The sequence below is a fragment of the Ruegeria sp. AM9 genome, from assembly GCF_056540565.1.
This window is the reverse complement of the sequence record NZ_JBQFWY010000018.1, coordinates 1-13,837: the sequence shown is the minus strand read 5'-3', so window position 1 is coordinate 13,837 and position 13,837 is coordinate 1. Positions and strand designations below refer to the sequence as shown.

The following is a 13,837-nucleotide window of genomic DNA, read 5'->3' as shown; positions in this document are numbered from 1 at the left end:
CAACAGAGTGCAGGCCCAAAGGTCAAGTGGAATCGCCTGTCAATTCGTCACGGATCGCCTTTCTGTGGCGTAAATCTGCGATTACGGACCGGTCTTGCGCCCGATTTTCGGCATTCCGTCGACCTTGTTCTGATGTGCCGCAACCCAGTCCAGCGTCTTTTCAAAGGGCATCGGCTTGCCAATCCCGAACCCCTGAACATGATCGCATCCCAACTGCGCCATCAAGGCATGTTCGCCCTGGGTCTCGACCCCTTCGGCCAGCGTTTCGACGTTCAGGCGTTCGGCCATGGTCAGGATGGCACTGACCAGCTGCTGCTGACTGGCGTCGCGATCCGCCTTGGCAACAAAGGACCGGTCGATTTTGATCCGCGAGACATTGAAGCGCTTGATCGATGCAATCGAGGCATGCCCGGTGCCGAAATCATCCAGATCAATGCAGCATCCCAGTTTGGACATGCTGGTCACGTTGCGGGTGATGACATCATCGGGCCGGCGCGAAAATACTGTCTCCAGGATCTCGACCGCAAGCCGGTCGGGCGTCAGGTCATTCTGGTCCAGCTCCCATTTCAGCCGGTCGATCAGGGCCGGATCGCGCAGCTCATCGGACGAGAAATTCACGCCGATGCGGGGTACCACGATCCCGGCGCGGTCCCAGTCGCGCATGGCGGCAAAGGCGTGATGCCGCATCGCCTGACCAAGCTTTTCCATCAATTCGGCCTGCTCGGCGAAGGGCAGGAAGACCTGTGGGCTCAGCACTCCCTTCTGTGGGTGCTCCCAGCGGGCCAGCGCCTCGAACCCCGTAACACGCCCTGTATCGGTCGAAACCTGAGGTTGATACCACGGGCGGATTTCACCATTGTCCAGCGCTGCTTCGAACTCTTTGCGCAGATTGGCGCGAATGCGCGAGCGGCGCTGTGTTTCGCTGGAAAAGGCGCGAATGGTCGATGGTCCGTTCCTTTGCGCTTCGCCCAATGCGGCCGAGGCGGCGTCGATCCAATCCTCGTACCGGCCATCTGCCGCGCTGGACAACTGGCTGAACCCGATCGAGCAGGACACATACACCCCGGTACCGTTGAGCGTGAAGGGCTCCTCAACAACGGACTGAATGCGCCCGGCCATCTGAATGCAGGCCTCAAGATCCAACTGGCTTGAAGGCTGCAGGCCGATTGCGATCTTGTTCTGGTCCAGCCGGGTCACGATGTCCTGCGTGCGGATGGCCGAAAGGATGCGGTGGCCGAACTGTTGGGACAGATGGTCGGCCGCGGCGTTGCCGTGAAGGTCCAGAAAATTCGGGTAATCATCCAGCGCAACCAGGATGCAGGCCGAATCTGCCCCACCGGGCGTGAATGTCTTGAAAACACCTTCCAGTTCGGTGGCGAAGGCGTCGATTGCCATCATGCCAACAGGCAGGTTGCGCCGCTGGCGCTGCCGGTCGGATCGGGCGTCAAAGGCGGCAGCACCTATGAATACCAGCGGCAAACAAAGGGCGGTGACCACCAATGCCCGCTCTCCGCCAATCCAGAACGCGGCCAGGCTGATCGCCGGGACAAAGGCCAAGGCGGCTGGGCCGCTCAGAACGGAAGTAAGAACATCGAGAACGCGTTCGACTGTGAGACGTTTCCACATCGGTTTTCTGGGCCTCTACGTTTAGGCATAGCACGTATTGGGCAACCGTAGAAAACCAATCTGAGTCAGACGTTAACGCAACTGTGGAATTTCACCCGAATTTTCGTCTTTTTTGCCGGGGTTTAGCGCGAGGCCCTGGAAATCGAACAGTTTCGGGTCCAGCAGGTGCGAGGGCCGCGCGTTGGTCAGGGCCCGGAACATCACCTGACGCCGACCGGGGCTGTTCTTTTCCCACTGGTCCAGAATCTGTTTCACCTGCTGGCGCTGCAGCCCGTCCTGACTGCCGCACAGGTCGCAGGGGATGATGGGATAGCTCATCGAGGTGGCGAATTTCTCGCAGTCGGCCTCGGCCACATGGGCCAGCGGGCGGAAGACGAACAGATCGCCTTCTTCGTTCACCAGTTTCGGCGGCATTGTCGCCAGACGACCGCCGTGGAACAGGTTCATGAAGAACGTCTCGAGGATATCGTCCCGGTGATGGCCCAGCACCACGGCGGAACATCCCTCTTCGCGCGCGATGCGGTACAGGTTGCCCCGGCGCAGGCGCGAACACAGGGCGCAATAGGTGCGGCCCTGCGGAACCTTGTCCATCACGACGGAATAGGTGTCCTGATACTCGATCCGGTGGGGCACGCCCATCCGTTCAAGGAATTCGGGCAGGACGGTGGCGGGAAAGCCGGGCTGGCCCTGATCCAGATTGCAAGCCAGCAGGTCGACAGGCAGAAGCCCGCGCCATTTCAGCTCATATAGCACCGCCAGCAGGGTATAGCTGTCCTTGCCGCCCGACAGGCAGACCAGCCAGCGGGGCGGTTTGCCGTCCTTGTCATGCGCCGACGGGTCCACCATCCCGTACTGCTCAATGGCTTCGCGGGTCTGGCGCACGATGCGTTTGCGCAGCTTCTTGAACTCGGTGGTCGAGGGCGCGCCGGCAAAGAGCGGGTGGATATCGTCAGCTTCGTCAAACATGCGCAGCCCCTACAGCAGTTGACGCAACCGGGCAAGGGGACGGGTCAGCCTAGGCGGGCCAGCAGGGCGTCCGTGTCCAGCCCGGCCACCGACCCGGGGATGCGCCCGCTGTCGCCCGAAAGACGCGTGGCGATGAACCCATCGGCAACCGCGCCGGGTGCATGGCGCAGAAGCTGCGAGGCAGTGAGCAGCAGCGCTGTGCGTTCGGCAAACCAGCGCGCCTCGGCCTCGGGTGGCCGGTTGGGCCAGCGGTCGCGATGCTCCTTTAGGGCCGCGTCAAAGGCGCGATCTACGCCCGTTGCGGCAGCCAGTTCTGCCTGCAGCACGTCCGCGGCCAGCGGCTCACGGGCAAGGGTGCGCAGGATATCCAGGCAGATGACGTTGCCTGACCCCTCCCAGATGCCGTTCAGCGGGGCCTCGCGGTAGAGCAGGGGCAGCGGGGTGTCCTCGACATAGCCCATGCCGCCCAACACCTCCATCGCCTCGGCCACAACCACGGGGCAGCGTTTGTTGTTCAGGAATTTGGCCAGGGCGACGCTGATCCGGGCAAAGGCCTTGTCCTCAGCGGTTTGCCCGTCGAACGCCTGCGACACGCGCATCCCCAGCGTCACCGCGCCTTCCCAGTCCAATACTAGATCGGCCAGAACTGCACGCATCAAGGGCTGGTCGATCAACCGGCGCTGAAAGGCGCTGCGATGGGTGACCCAGTGATTGGCCTCGGACAAAGCGGCGCGCATCAGGCCCGCCGGGGCCATAGCTGTATCGAGCCGCGTGTGGTGCACCATTTCAATGATCGTGTGCACACCAGCGCCTTCGTCGCCCAACTGATAGGCCAGCGCGTCGTGGTACTCGATCTCGGCCGAGGCATTGGACCTGTTGCCCAACTTGTCCTTCAACCGCATCAGGTGGATGGCGTTTCGCTCGCCTTCCAGCCAGCGAGGAACAAGGAAACAGGTCAGTCCGCCCGGTGCCTGCGCCAGCGTCAGAAACCCATCCGACATCGAAGCCGAGCAAAACCATTTATGCCCGCGCAGCCGCCAGTGATCGCCGTCTCGGGTGGCCGTTGTGGTATTGGCGCGCAGGTCCGAGCCGCCCTGTTTCTCGGTCATCGCCATGCCTAAGGTGGCGCTGGTTTTCTCGGCGACCGGCCTTGTCGACGGGTCGTATATGCGTGCCGTCAGCTTAGGCTGCCAGATGGCGGCGATATCCGCATTGACGTCCAGTACCGGAAAGGCCGCGTAGGTCATGGTCAGTGGGCAGCAATGGCCGGGTTCGACTTGACTGGCCATATAGTTCATCGCGGCATGAGTTACATGGCCACCCGGCTGCCCGTCCCATGGCAGGGCAGCGTATCCGGCGGATTGGCTGATCTGCATCATCTGATGGTAGGCGGGGTGAAAGCGAACCTCGTCCAAGCGTCGACCGCCCGAGTCGAACAGCTTCAGTTCCGGCGGGTGCCGGTTCGCTTCTCGCCCCAATTTCCGAGTTTCAGCGCGTCCCAGATGTGTGCCATATTCCTCCAGTGGCGCGGAGCGCCCTGCGGCGAAGCCAACCGCGTTGCGCAGCACCGGGTCCGCGCTACAAAGGTTGCAATCCCCGCGCGCGGACGGTTGATTAAAGACTTCATGCGTGGGCAGCGTTTGGCGCGCGTCGGATGTCATCTGGACCTCGGGCTGTGTGGGCCCAAGTGTTCAGCGCAGAATGTGATGGGTCAAGTCTGACCGGGGGTCACGCGGAATCGTCGCATTTACATTCGGGCACCGGATCGTAGCCATCACCACCCCACGGGTGACAGCGCCCGATCCGCCGGGCTGCCAGCCAAGCCCCTTTGACGGCATCGTGTTTTTCCAACGCCTCCAGCGCATAAGCCGAGCACGTGGGCTGATAGCGGCAGTTGAACCCGACCCAGGGGCTGAAGACCAGCCGATAGGCCCGGACGGGCAGGGCAAGGATATGCGCCAATAGGGTCACTTCCGCGGCCCGTGCACTTTGCGTAGGGCATAGCGCAGGTCATCCAACAGCGCCTCGAATGGGCGTGCGGCGGTAACCTCGGCGCGGCCGATTAGAACGTAATCCCACCCGTCCTGCCCTTGAACAGGCAGCACCGCACGGGCCGCTTCACGCAGACGCCGTTTGGCGCGGTTGCGGGCCACGGCGTTGCCGACCTTCTTGGAGCAGGTGAAACCGACGCGAATCCCAGACGCTTCGTCCGGGGCGCGTTTGCGGGCCTGCACCATCATCGATGCGGTGCCCTGCCGGCGTGCGCGCGCGGCTTTCAGGAAATCCGACCGTTTCTTCAGCACGGTCAAAGTTTCAGGCGCGCAAACGGACGCCGCCGGGGGCTTGACCCTCGGCTGGTTCCTACCATCCTCAGGGGCCTCCGGCGGCGTCATGTTCATAACCTGATCGGTGAGCGGTTTACGCGCTCAGCGATTTGCGGCCACGTGCGCGGCGCGCGTTCAGGATTTTGCGGCCGGCCTTGGTGGCCATGCGCGCGCGGAAACCGTGGCGGCGTTTGCGAACCAGGTTCGAAGGCTGATAGGTGCGTTTCATCGCTCCGTCTCCAATCAATAGCGGTGGGGTGCGGCGCGGATTCGCCTGGCCCTAGTGTTCGAAGCCCGTCCTCTACTGGGAAGCGGGGGGTAAGTCAAACCCCTAGGTGGGGGTTTTATCCCCTTTTGCAACAATTCTGTAACCGCAGCGGGCAAAAGGTTTCAAAATCGCTGTTTTGACGCCCGAAACCCTCACATTAACTGCCAATAACATCAAGGCCGCGTGAGGTCTCTGTTGTGCAGCCCTTTGGCGGCGCATGTTGGGGGCAGAATGAAACGAACGAAACCGGACAGCCTCATGAGCGATACAACTCAGGCGCCGCGCAGCGGGCTTGCGCGCCATATTCCATTGCTGGTGATTCTCGCCGTGGCTGCGGTGGGGTTCTTCACGCTGGGCGATTACCTGACCTTCGAGACCCTGCGCGACAACCGCGAGGCGCTGCTGGCGTGGCGGGATGCCAATTACTGGTCCATGGCAGCGGCTTTTGTGGCGATATATATCGTCATCGTCGCCTTTTCGCTGCCGGGTGCTGCCGTAGCCTCGATGACCGGAGGGTTTTTGTTCGGCCTGTTTGCGGGCACCGTCTTTAACGTCTTTGCCGCCACCATCGGCGCCTCGGCCATCTTTCTGGCAGCGCGCTGGGGGTTGGGAGAATCCCTGACGGCGCGGCTGGAATCCTCGGAAGGGGCGATCAAAAAGCTGAAAGACGGGCTGCGCGAGAATGAAATCTCGGTGCTGTTCCTGTTGCGCCTTGTGCCGGTCGTGCCCTTCTTTGTGGCCAATCTGGTGCCTGCGCTGGTGGGTGTGAAGTTCCGCAATTTCCTGATCACCACGGCGCTGGGCATCATCCCCGGTGGCATCGTCTATACGTGGATCGGCGTCGGGCTGGGTGGTGTGTTCGACCGGGGTGAAACGCCTGACGTCTCGCTGCTGTGGGAACCTTTCGTCATCGGCCCGATCATCGGCTTGTGCGTGCTGGCGGCATTGCCAATAGTGATCAAAGCCCTGCGTGGCCGAAAGGACGGCTGAGTTCATGCAAGAGTTAAAAACCGATATCCTGGTGATCGGAGCCGGGTCGGGCGGCTTGTCCGTGGCCGCCGGGGCCAGCCAGATGGGCGCCGATGTCATCCTGCTTGAAGGGCACAAGATGGGCGGCGATTGCCTGAACTTCGGCTGCGTGCCCTCCAAGGCGCTGATCGCCAGCGGCAAAGCGGCCTATAGGCAGGCCCATTCCGCCGCGCTGGGCGTGGCTGATGTGGTGCCGCAAGTGGATTATGCCGCCGCCAAGGATCATGTGCATGACGTGATCGCCCAGATCGAACCTATGGACAGTCAGGATCGGTTCGAGGGCTTCGGCGTCAAGGTGATCCGCGAATATGGTAGCTTTGTCTCTCCGACCCAGGTGCAGGCGGGCGATCACCTGATCACCGCGCGGCGGGTGGTGATTGCGACGGGCTCGTCGCCCTTGGTGCCGCCGATCCCCGGACTGGATCAGGTACCGTATTACACCAACGAAACCCTCTTTGATCTGCGCGAAAAGCCCGAGCATCTGCTGATCATCGGCGGCGGCCCCATCGGCATGGAGATGGCGCAGGCCCATGTCCGCCTGGGCTGCGAGGTGACGGTGATCGAGGGCCTGCAGGCGCTGGGCAAGGACGACCCCGAAGCGGCAGAAATCGTGCTGGACACGCTGCGTGCCGAAGGCGTGGCGATCCACGAACAGGCGATGGTCGCCCAGATTCGCAACAATAAGGGCCTGGTCGAGGTCGTGACCGAAAATGGCGACATCTATACCGGCTCGCACCTGTTGCTGGCCGCCGGGCGCAAGGCAAATACCGACCGCCTGAACCTGAAGGCTGCCGGGATCGAGCCGACCCGCACCGGGATCAAGGTGGATGACTCACTACGCACCACAAACCGCAAGGTCTATGCCATTGGCGACGTTGCAGGCGGGATGCAGTTCACCCATGTGGCCGGATATCACGCCGGGATCATCATCCGCTCCGCCCTGTTCGGCCTGCCGTCCAAGGCGAAAACGGCGCATATCCCCTGGGCCACCTATACCGACCCGGAACTGGCGCAGGTCGGCCTGACCGAGGCGCAGGCGCGCGACCAGCATGGCGAGAAACTCGAGATTGCGCGCTTTGACTATCACCACAACGATCGCGCCATCTCGGAACGCAAGACGAAAGGCTTCATTAAGGTCATGGTCGTAAAAGGCCGTCCCGTGGGGGCGACAATCGTAGGGCATCAGGCGGGCGAACTGATCAACTTGTGGTCGCTGGCCTTGGCCAATAACCTGAAGATGGGGCAGGTCGCTGCGATGGTTTCGCCCTATCCGACGATCGGAGAGCTTAACAAACGGGTGGCGGGTGCTTATTTCTCGCCAAGGCTGTTTGAGAATCAAATGGTTAAACGCGTGGTCCGGTTCGTCCAGCACTGGATGCCCTGACCGGGAAGGGAGAGCAGATTGAACTCGCTGTCGGGCCGATTTCTGATCCTGACGACGGTCTTCGTGATGTTGGCCGAGGTTCTGATCTTTGTTCCCTCGATTGCACGGTTTCGCGAGGATTTCCTGCTGAACCGGCTTGAGCGCGCCCAGATCGCGTCACTGGCCCTGCTGGCCGATGACATGCTGGCCGATGATCTTGAGGCCGAACTGCTGGCCAATGCCGGTGTCTACAACGTGGTGTTGCGCAGGGACGAGGTGCGTCAGTTGATGCTGTCCTCTCCAATCCCCGAGGCGATCACCAAAACCTACGACCTGCGCGATGCCGGGCCGTGGATATTGATCCGGGATGCCGTAGCGCGCCTGTTCACGCCGGAAAACGAGGTCATTCGCGTGATCGGTGAGCCTGTCAAAGGGGCGGGGCTGCTGATCGAGGTCACCACGGACAGCGAACCCCTGCGCATGGCGATGACCGACTATGGGTTGCGCATCCTGGGCCTGTCCTTTGTCATCTCGATCATCACCGCGTTTTTCCTGTTTCTTGCGGTTCGGGTGGTTCTGGTGAAACCCATCAAGGGCGTGGTGGGCTATATGCAGCGCTATGCGGGCGCCCCCGAGGATGCGCGGGGCATCATCTCTCCCAATTCCAAGGTGACCGAACTGCGCGAGGCGGAAGAGGCTCTGCAACAGCTGCAGACCGAACTGACGCAGGCGCTAAAACAACGCGAGCGTCTGGCACAGCTGGGGGGCGCTGTCGCCAAGGTCAGCCACGATCTGCGCAACATCCTGACCTCGGCACAACTGTTCACTGACCGGATCGAGGCCAGCGATGACCCGCTGGTGCGGCGCATGGCGCCAAAGCTGGTGAACTCGATCACCCGGGCGGTGTCCTTGTGCGAAAGCACGCTGGCTTTCGGTCGTGCGGAAGAGCCCGCTCCGACCCTGACAATGGTGCCCCTGCACGACGTGGCCGAAGATGTGGTGGCCAGTGAACGGCTGGCCGTTGCTGATGCCTGCGTCGAGATCGTCAACGAAGTGCCCGAGGATCTGATTGCCCGCGCTGACCCCGAGCAGATGTTCCGCGTCATGATGAACCTCGTGCGCAACGCGCGTCAGGCGCTGGTGGCGTCCGGCAAACCGGGCAGGATCACGATTGCCGGGTGCGAACACGAAGACGACTGGTGCGTTGAAATCAGGGATAACGGCCCGGGCCTGCCGCCAAAAGCGCGTGAGAACCTGTTCACGCCGTTTCAGGGCGGGGTGCGCAAGGGCGGCTCGGGGCTTGGGCTTGCGATCTCGCAGGAACTGGTGCGCGGGCATGGCGGCGATCTGGTGCTGTCCGAGACCGGACCGCAGGGAACGACCTTTGAAATCCGCCTGCCGCGGGGCGGCATGACTTTTTAGATTTTTTTTGAAGAATCGGCTTGCACGTCCCCAGAGGTGGGTCTACATAGCGCCTCACCAACGCGGACCGATAGCTCAGCTGGATAGAGTACTTGACTACGAATCAAGGGGTCGGGGGTTCGAATCCTCCTCGGTCCGCCACTTACACCACGTAAGTAATTGGTAATAAACGGAAAAGTCGACATCGTTAAACGTCGACCTACCAAAAAATCACCAAAAACGAACCCGCTTAAATCGCAAGCCAATAGTCGACGCGAACCTCACTCTACCAATGGTTCAGTCGAGTCGCCCACGTCTGTTTTGCCTTCTGTTGGGCCGAAACCTTCGATTTTGCGAACTTCTTCTGGCGTCAGCACCCGTGAGTCCAGGGCGATTTTGTGACCGGCCCAACGCTGCGCAGGATCAGCCCGAAGAAGGCCCGACATATCCAAATCCAGCCTGTAACCTTTTGCGCGTTCGTCAGCGGTAAACAAAGCGCGCGCCATTGCCGAAGGTCTCAACAGCGATTTCGCCGGTCGACAACAGGCGCTCTTGCGCTTCTCGGAATGCGGCCTTTGTAATGCCGCCTGCGTTCGGGTGCCGCGAAAAAACCGTAGGCGCATACTCAGCGCTTCGGCCATCGTGAACGATGATTTGCCGACACCGCCCGGCGAAATGGTCGCCGAAACGTATTTGCGAACGTAGTGCTTCCCGAACAAGAACTGGCGACGCGGAATGTTCGAGCCATCGCCTAGCGCGAAGGATGAAGGCCGATAGAACGCCTTTCGTTGCGGCATTCCCGCTGACGCGCCTTGGAACCCGGCAGCTTGCAAAGGCACGGCGCCGAAATGCACGATGCCGCCGGTTTCAGCTTCGGGTAACGCATCGACTCGGGCCAACCGGCCATTGGTCGAGGCGTTCCGTCGCTGCGCGCGGCCCGCCAAAGCTGCCGTTCGCTGCAATCGCAAAGCCGGAAAGTAGACGATGATCTGGAGCACGGCTCTGAGCAGAGATGTAACAGTAACGGTCGATGTTGTAGCTCAGCCAAACAAATCAGCCATTGTGGGATTGTGCTATTTGATGGGACCCAAATGCGGGTGTTGATGAGGATGGCCTTTATGTCCTGTGAAATTATCAGGTTCAAACCATCATCACGGCTCGAATATCTGATCAGTCGGACTTGGTGATCTCCTGTGCTTGTTCCCTCAACCAATTGACCGCTGGATTGAAGCGGCTACGCTCGTGGCGGATCAGGTAATAGGGGAAACCGTAACCCGGCTGAAACGGAGCTGAACAAAGAGAGGTCAATTTCTGGACTTGCTTTGCCAGCCGCTTGGGAACAGCTGCAACCGCATCCGTCTGCCCTACCAGGAAAGGCAGCGTGGTAAAGTAGGGCTGCTGGAACACTGCATTCGAACCATCTCCGTCTTGCCGCATAATCGTATCCGGTTTCAAACCCGTCGTGCCCGGAAAACTGAATTCGATTAACCGGAAAGGGGACACATCCTGCGGAGTAAGGGCCAGTCTTGATGCGGCCTGTTCCTCAAGCGGATGGCCTGGTCGGAAAAGAACTTTGTAGGTCTCATCAAATAGTTTCTGAGCGAGCAGATCGTCCCTGGTGTCCAAATCCGCGTATAGCAGCAGATCAATCGCTCCCTTTTCCAAGTCGCTAAAGCTTTGCGGCACCAGTGGCGAGACATCAAACCTTAATGCTGGTGCGGTAACGGCAAAGACTTCCATCATTGGCCCCAAGACAGCCGCAACGCCGTAATCTGTCGAGGCGATGCGATAGCAATGGTGGGATTGTGCCGGGTCAAAGGCGGAAGGCCTGAAGACATCAGCTATCGCCGACAGTGCTGCATCGACAGGTTCATTCAGGCCCAGAGCATGATCCGTTAACTTGTATCCAGACTGCGTTCGTATCAGCACTGGATCTCCTATCAGGTCGCGTACCCGGGCGAGGATTCGACTGGCGGCGGGCTGGCTGACCCCCAGATGCAGTGCCGTGCGTGTCACGCTGCTTGTGCGAAGCAGGAGCTGCAGGAACCGTAGAGTCCGCACATCCAGAGAAGTTAAACTGTCATTCATTTTTTGCATGTCCATCATGCTGTTTTCGTCATCCCAATTATGCCGGTCGCGAGCTACCTGACAAGCCAAGCCTAACCGGACGCCCCCGATCAGGCGCTCGTTCCAAGATCGTTTGGGTATCGAGACCATCAAACTGCATACGAAAGGGCAGTAGCCGTGATTACACGACGCATGTTCAACTCAATTGCGATTGCAACATCCATGACCGGTGCTTTCGCCGCCCGGCCCAGCAGTGCAGAAGCATCCGGTGACGTAGATCAATCGGCCCCTGGCGCTTACAATGTCCAGGCGGTGTCTTTCGAAAGCTCCGGGGAAACCCTTGTTGGAAAGTTGTTGAGACCTGCTTCGGAAGGACCTCACCCGGCAGTCGTGATCATCGGGCCCGTCGCTTTCGTCAAGGAACAGTCACCGGTGCAATATGCAACCCGTTTGGCATCACGCGGACTGGCTGTTCTGATATTCGATCCGCGCTATCACGGAGAAAGCTCAGGCGCCCCTCGACGCTATGAGTCTGGCGACGCCAAGGTTGAAGACTGCCAAGCGGCCCTCGGATTTCTCGCTGAACAGGACGGAATTGACGCTAACCGGCTTCATCTTCTCGGGATTTGCCAGGGCGTCAACTGGGCGATTGAAACAGCGGTGACAGACGATCGTGTGGCGTCTCTCGGGGTTGTTGCGGGTCACTATCTGACTGCGGAAACCGCCAGAATGTACCTTGGCAGTGATGCCGCAGTAGAAGCGCGTATGGAGCGTGCGATCAAAGCAGCCGCCGAATTCGAAAGAACGGGCGAAGCAAGCTACATTCCAATCGTCGGCTCCGAGGATGCCCTTTTGACCGCAACAGCGATCGCAGACTGGTACCTGCCCTGGGACAACAGGGCTCCTTGGCTAACTTTCAAAGGTGGGTGGGAAAACCGCATCACCGCGATGAGCGAAGCGGGCATTTGGGGTTGGCGGATCGACGAAACAGCCCCTCATTTGAACCAGCCTATATTGATGATCCATGGCGACAGGGCCGCAAGCGGTCAGGATATTCCGCGCCGCATTTTTGAAAACATCGCGTCAGAGCAGAAAACGCTGCACTGGATCGACGGTGCCAACCAGCTTCAGTTTTACGAAGACCCGCTGATCATTGACGCCGCCGTCACGGCACTGGCCCCGCACTTTCTGGCCTTCACCCGAGGTATCTGATGCCGACCGCTTGGTTCGTTACGACCGCCCCAGAGCAGTGGTCGCAGGGAAAAGGGTGGCAACATCGAAGCGCAGCTGCACAGGAGAGTTATTTGAGATGAAAGTTCTTTCGCTACTGGTTGCCTGCGTTGCAGCCTGCCCTGCCGTCGCCGAACACGAGCTGCCGCCCTTCACCGAAGCCGTCTTGCCAATTGGGGGCGATATCTATGCCGTATCGATTGGACCAGGTGGGCCAGATGAAGAGTTCGGCTCAGACGTCCCTAATGGCGGGCTCTACAAGCTCACTCCCGACGGCGCGACCAAAGAAATCAAACTCTCGGATGGGCAAGGCCTGCGCAATCCAACAGGAATGGTGCGTTCTGGCGACCAGATAGTCATTGTGGATGGCAACGAGGTTATCTCCACCGCCTCGGATGGCACAGTAAACTGGCGACAGGCTCTCGACGGCGAAGGTGTTTTTTTCTATGACATCGAAGCTCTTGACGAGAGCACCCTTCTCGTAAGTGATTTTGGGCGCGGCGCGTTCCTATCGGTTGCAACCCAAACCGGACAAATTCAACCTTACCTCGGCGATTTGCGTATCGGCGGGCTTGCCCGCTTTGCAATCGCAGAGACAGGAATTTATGCCGTGTCGTGGGGCGACGACGACGCATGGGACAGCGTCTTGTATTGGGTGCCGCATTCAGACAACGGGGCTACTGCTGCCATCATTTCAAACGGTTTCGGTAACCTGGAATCCGTTGAAATCGTCAACGGCACAGTCGTTGTCGGGGGTTATCGGGGTCACGAGAAGTACCCGAATGCGAGGCTCTTGCGCGTTGAAACGGATGGAACCATCCAACCGCTGCGCGCCGGATCTCATTCGAGCGGGGTTTCCGATATTTTCTTCGATGGGTCGTCACTTTGGCTAACATATTTCTATGACGCATCCTATGCGGAATTGCCGTCTCAGGCGGCACAAAATCTCGACGAATAGACAAATGTACTCTGGTTTCCATGGCGCCAGACTTTCGCTGTAGCATACTAAATGGCTGCTCAAAGCGACCACTGGAATTGCTGCAATGGCAGCACAGAATCCAGACATTCGCTACAGGTACGTAATGCTCACGCTGCCGGTGGTCAGATCAAATGAAGCCTACTGCTGCGCCTCAGTTATCATGTTCGTTCGGGTATCGGTCTTTTAAAATCAGTTTAAATCAACCAATCACGCCTGCATTTTTTATCACCTACCGATTTCTCCACCCGTCGATCAGCCCGACGGCTGCGTCTGCATAGGTCTGCGGGAACTGGTCCGAGGTTCGGGCTTTCATGATCGTATGCAGGCCCAGCAAAAGGCTGATCAGCACCCGGGCGGCCTCAGGTGGATCGACCTCGGAACGGATGGCCCCGTCTTTCTTTGCCCGGCTTAGAATCGCCGCAAACCGCCCTTCCAGCGCGGTCAGGTAGCGTTCGATTCGGGCATTGACCTCAGGGTCAGAGCGGGCAAATGAACTGATCGAATTGAAGGCAAGACACCCTGCATCCTCGATCTTCGGCATGCGGTCGATTGAGGCGATGCCTTTGAACCAATCCCCCAGATCA

General features: G+C 59.8%; 14 protein-coding genes and 1 tRNA gene. 6 read left to right on the top strand and 9 right to left on the bottom strand.

The annotated features are described in order from the left end of the window. Window positions 1-81: 81 nt before the first annotated feature. The 6 genes from ACR0DO_RS18410 to rpmH form a co-directional block, all read right to left on the bottom strand. Window positions 82-1,626: a putative bifunctional diguanylate cyclase/phosphodiesterase gene (locus tag ACR0DO_RS18410; protein ID WP_480560944.1), complete on the bottom strand. Its 1,545-nt coding sequence runs from the start codon at window positions 1,624-1,626 to the stop codon at window positions 82-84. 72 nt (window positions 1,627-1,698) lie between these two features. Beyond that, window positions 1,699-2,592 (bottom strand): tRNA 2-thiocytidine(32) synthetase TtcA, encoded by an 894-nt coding sequence (gene ttcA, locus ACR0DO_RS18405; RefSeq protein WP_480560943.1) that lies wholly within the window; start codon window positions 2,590-2,592, stop codon window positions 1,699-1,701. A 44-nt stretch (window positions 2,593-2,636) separates the two neighbouring features. Further along, window positions 2,637-4,253 carry an acyl-CoA dehydrogenase family protein gene (locus tag ACR0DO_RS18400; RefSeq protein WP_480560942.1) on the bottom strand — a complete coding sequence of 539 codons (1,617 nt, stop codon included), beginning with the start codon at window positions 4,251-4,253 and terminating at the stop codon, window positions 2,637-2,639. Window positions 4,254-4,320: 67 nt separating this feature from the next. Then, complete coding sequence (yidD, locus tag ACR0DO_RS18395) at window positions 4,321-4,563, bottom strand: membrane protein insertion efficiency factor YidD (protein ID WP_480560941.1); 243 nt, start codon at window positions 4,561-4,563, stop codon at window positions 4,321-4,323. Continuing rightward, window positions 4,560-4,985 carry a ribonuclease P protein component gene (rnpA, locus tag ACR0DO_RS18390; protein WP_480560940.1) on the bottom strand — a complete coding sequence of 142 codons (426 nt, stop codon included), beginning with the start codon at window positions 4,983-4,985 and terminating at the stop codon, window positions 4,560-4,562. The genes yidD and rnpA overlap by 4 nt, the downstream gene beginning before the upstream one ends. 25 nt (window positions 4,986-5,010) lie before the next feature. After that, a complete protein-coding gene (gene rpmH / locus ACR0DO_RS18385; protein ID WP_005980833.1) occupies window positions 5,011-5,145 on the bottom strand; it encodes a 50S ribosomal protein L34 in 135 nt (44 codons plus the stop codon). A gap of 297 nt (window positions 5,146-5,442) precedes the next feature. Between rpmH and ACR0DO_RS18380 the strand changes: the two genes are divergently transcribed. From ACR0DO_RS18380 to ACR0DO_RS18365, 4 genes are all read left to right on the top strand, one after another. Then, window positions 5,443-6,174 (top strand): TVP38/TMEM64 family protein, encoded by a 732-nt coding sequence (locus ACR0DO_RS18380; protein ID WP_480560939.1) that lies wholly within the window; start codon window positions 5,443-5,445, stop codon window positions 6,172-6,174. 4 nt (window positions 6,175-6,178) lie between these two features. Next, a complete protein-coding gene (locus tag ACR0DO_RS18375; protein ID WP_480560938.1) occupies window positions 6,179-7,597 on the top strand; it encodes a dihydrolipoyl dehydrogenase family protein in 1,419 nt (472 codons plus the stop codon). 18 nt (window positions 7,598-7,615) lie between these two features. Beyond that, on the top strand, window positions 7,616-8,998 hold the full coding sequence (locus ACR0DO_RS18370) for an ATP-binding protein (RefSeq protein ID WP_480560937.1): 1,383 nt from the start codon (window positions 7,616-7,618) through the stop codon (window positions 8,996-8,998). 64 nt (window positions 8,999-9,062) lie between these two features. Further along, window positions 9,063-9,139: transfer RNA gene (locus ACR0DO_RS18365), tRNA-Arg, on the top strand. A gap of 119 nt (window positions 9,140-9,258) precedes the next feature. On the opposite strand, the gene ACR0DO_RS18360 is transcribed toward ACR0DO_RS18365, so the two are convergent. Together ACR0DO_RS18360 and ACR0DO_RS18355 are read right to left on the bottom strand one after the other, a co-directional pair. Beyond that, window positions 9,259-9,921 carry a hypothetical protein gene (locus ACR0DO_RS18360; RefSeq protein ID WP_480560936.1) on the bottom strand — a complete coding sequence of 221 codons (663 nt, stop codon included), beginning with the start codon at window positions 9,919-9,921 and terminating at the stop codon, window positions 9,259-9,261. A 226-nt stretch (window positions 9,922-10,147) separates the two neighbouring features. Next, the gene (locus ACR0DO_RS18355; RefSeq protein WP_480560935.1) at window positions 10,148-11,083 is read right to left on the bottom strand and encodes a LysR family transcriptional regulator; all 936 of its coding nucleotides are present in this window, start codon (window positions 11,081-11,083) and stop codon (window positions 10,148-10,150) included. Window positions 11,084-11,236: 153 nt separating this feature from the next. Here ACR0DO_RS18355 and ACR0DO_RS18350 point away from each other — a divergent pair, with 153 nt between their 5' ends. Together ACR0DO_RS18350 and ACR0DO_RS18345 are read left to right on the top strand one after the other, a co-directional pair. Further along, window positions 11,237-12,256, top strand: coding sequence for an alpha/beta hydrolase (locus ACR0DO_RS18350; RefSeq protein ID WP_480560934.1), 1,020 nt, complete (start codon window positions 11,237-11,239; stop codon window positions 12,254-12,256). 97 nt (window positions 12,257-12,353) lie between these two features. Beyond that, the gene (locus tag ACR0DO_RS18345; RefSeq protein ID WP_480560933.1) at window positions 12,354-13,232 is read left to right on the top strand and encodes a hypothetical protein; all 879 of its coding nucleotides are present in this window, start codon (window positions 12,354-12,356) and stop codon (window positions 13,230-13,232) included. Window positions 13,233-13,482: 250 nt separating this feature from the next. Here ACR0DO_RS18345 and ACR0DO_RS18340 read toward each other — a convergent pair. Further along, window positions 13,483-13,837, bottom strand: a 355-nt coding sequence (locus tag ACR0DO_RS18340) for a TetR family transcriptional regulator C-terminal domain-containing protein (RefSeq protein ID WP_480560932.1), incomplete at its 5' end; no start/stop codon positions are given.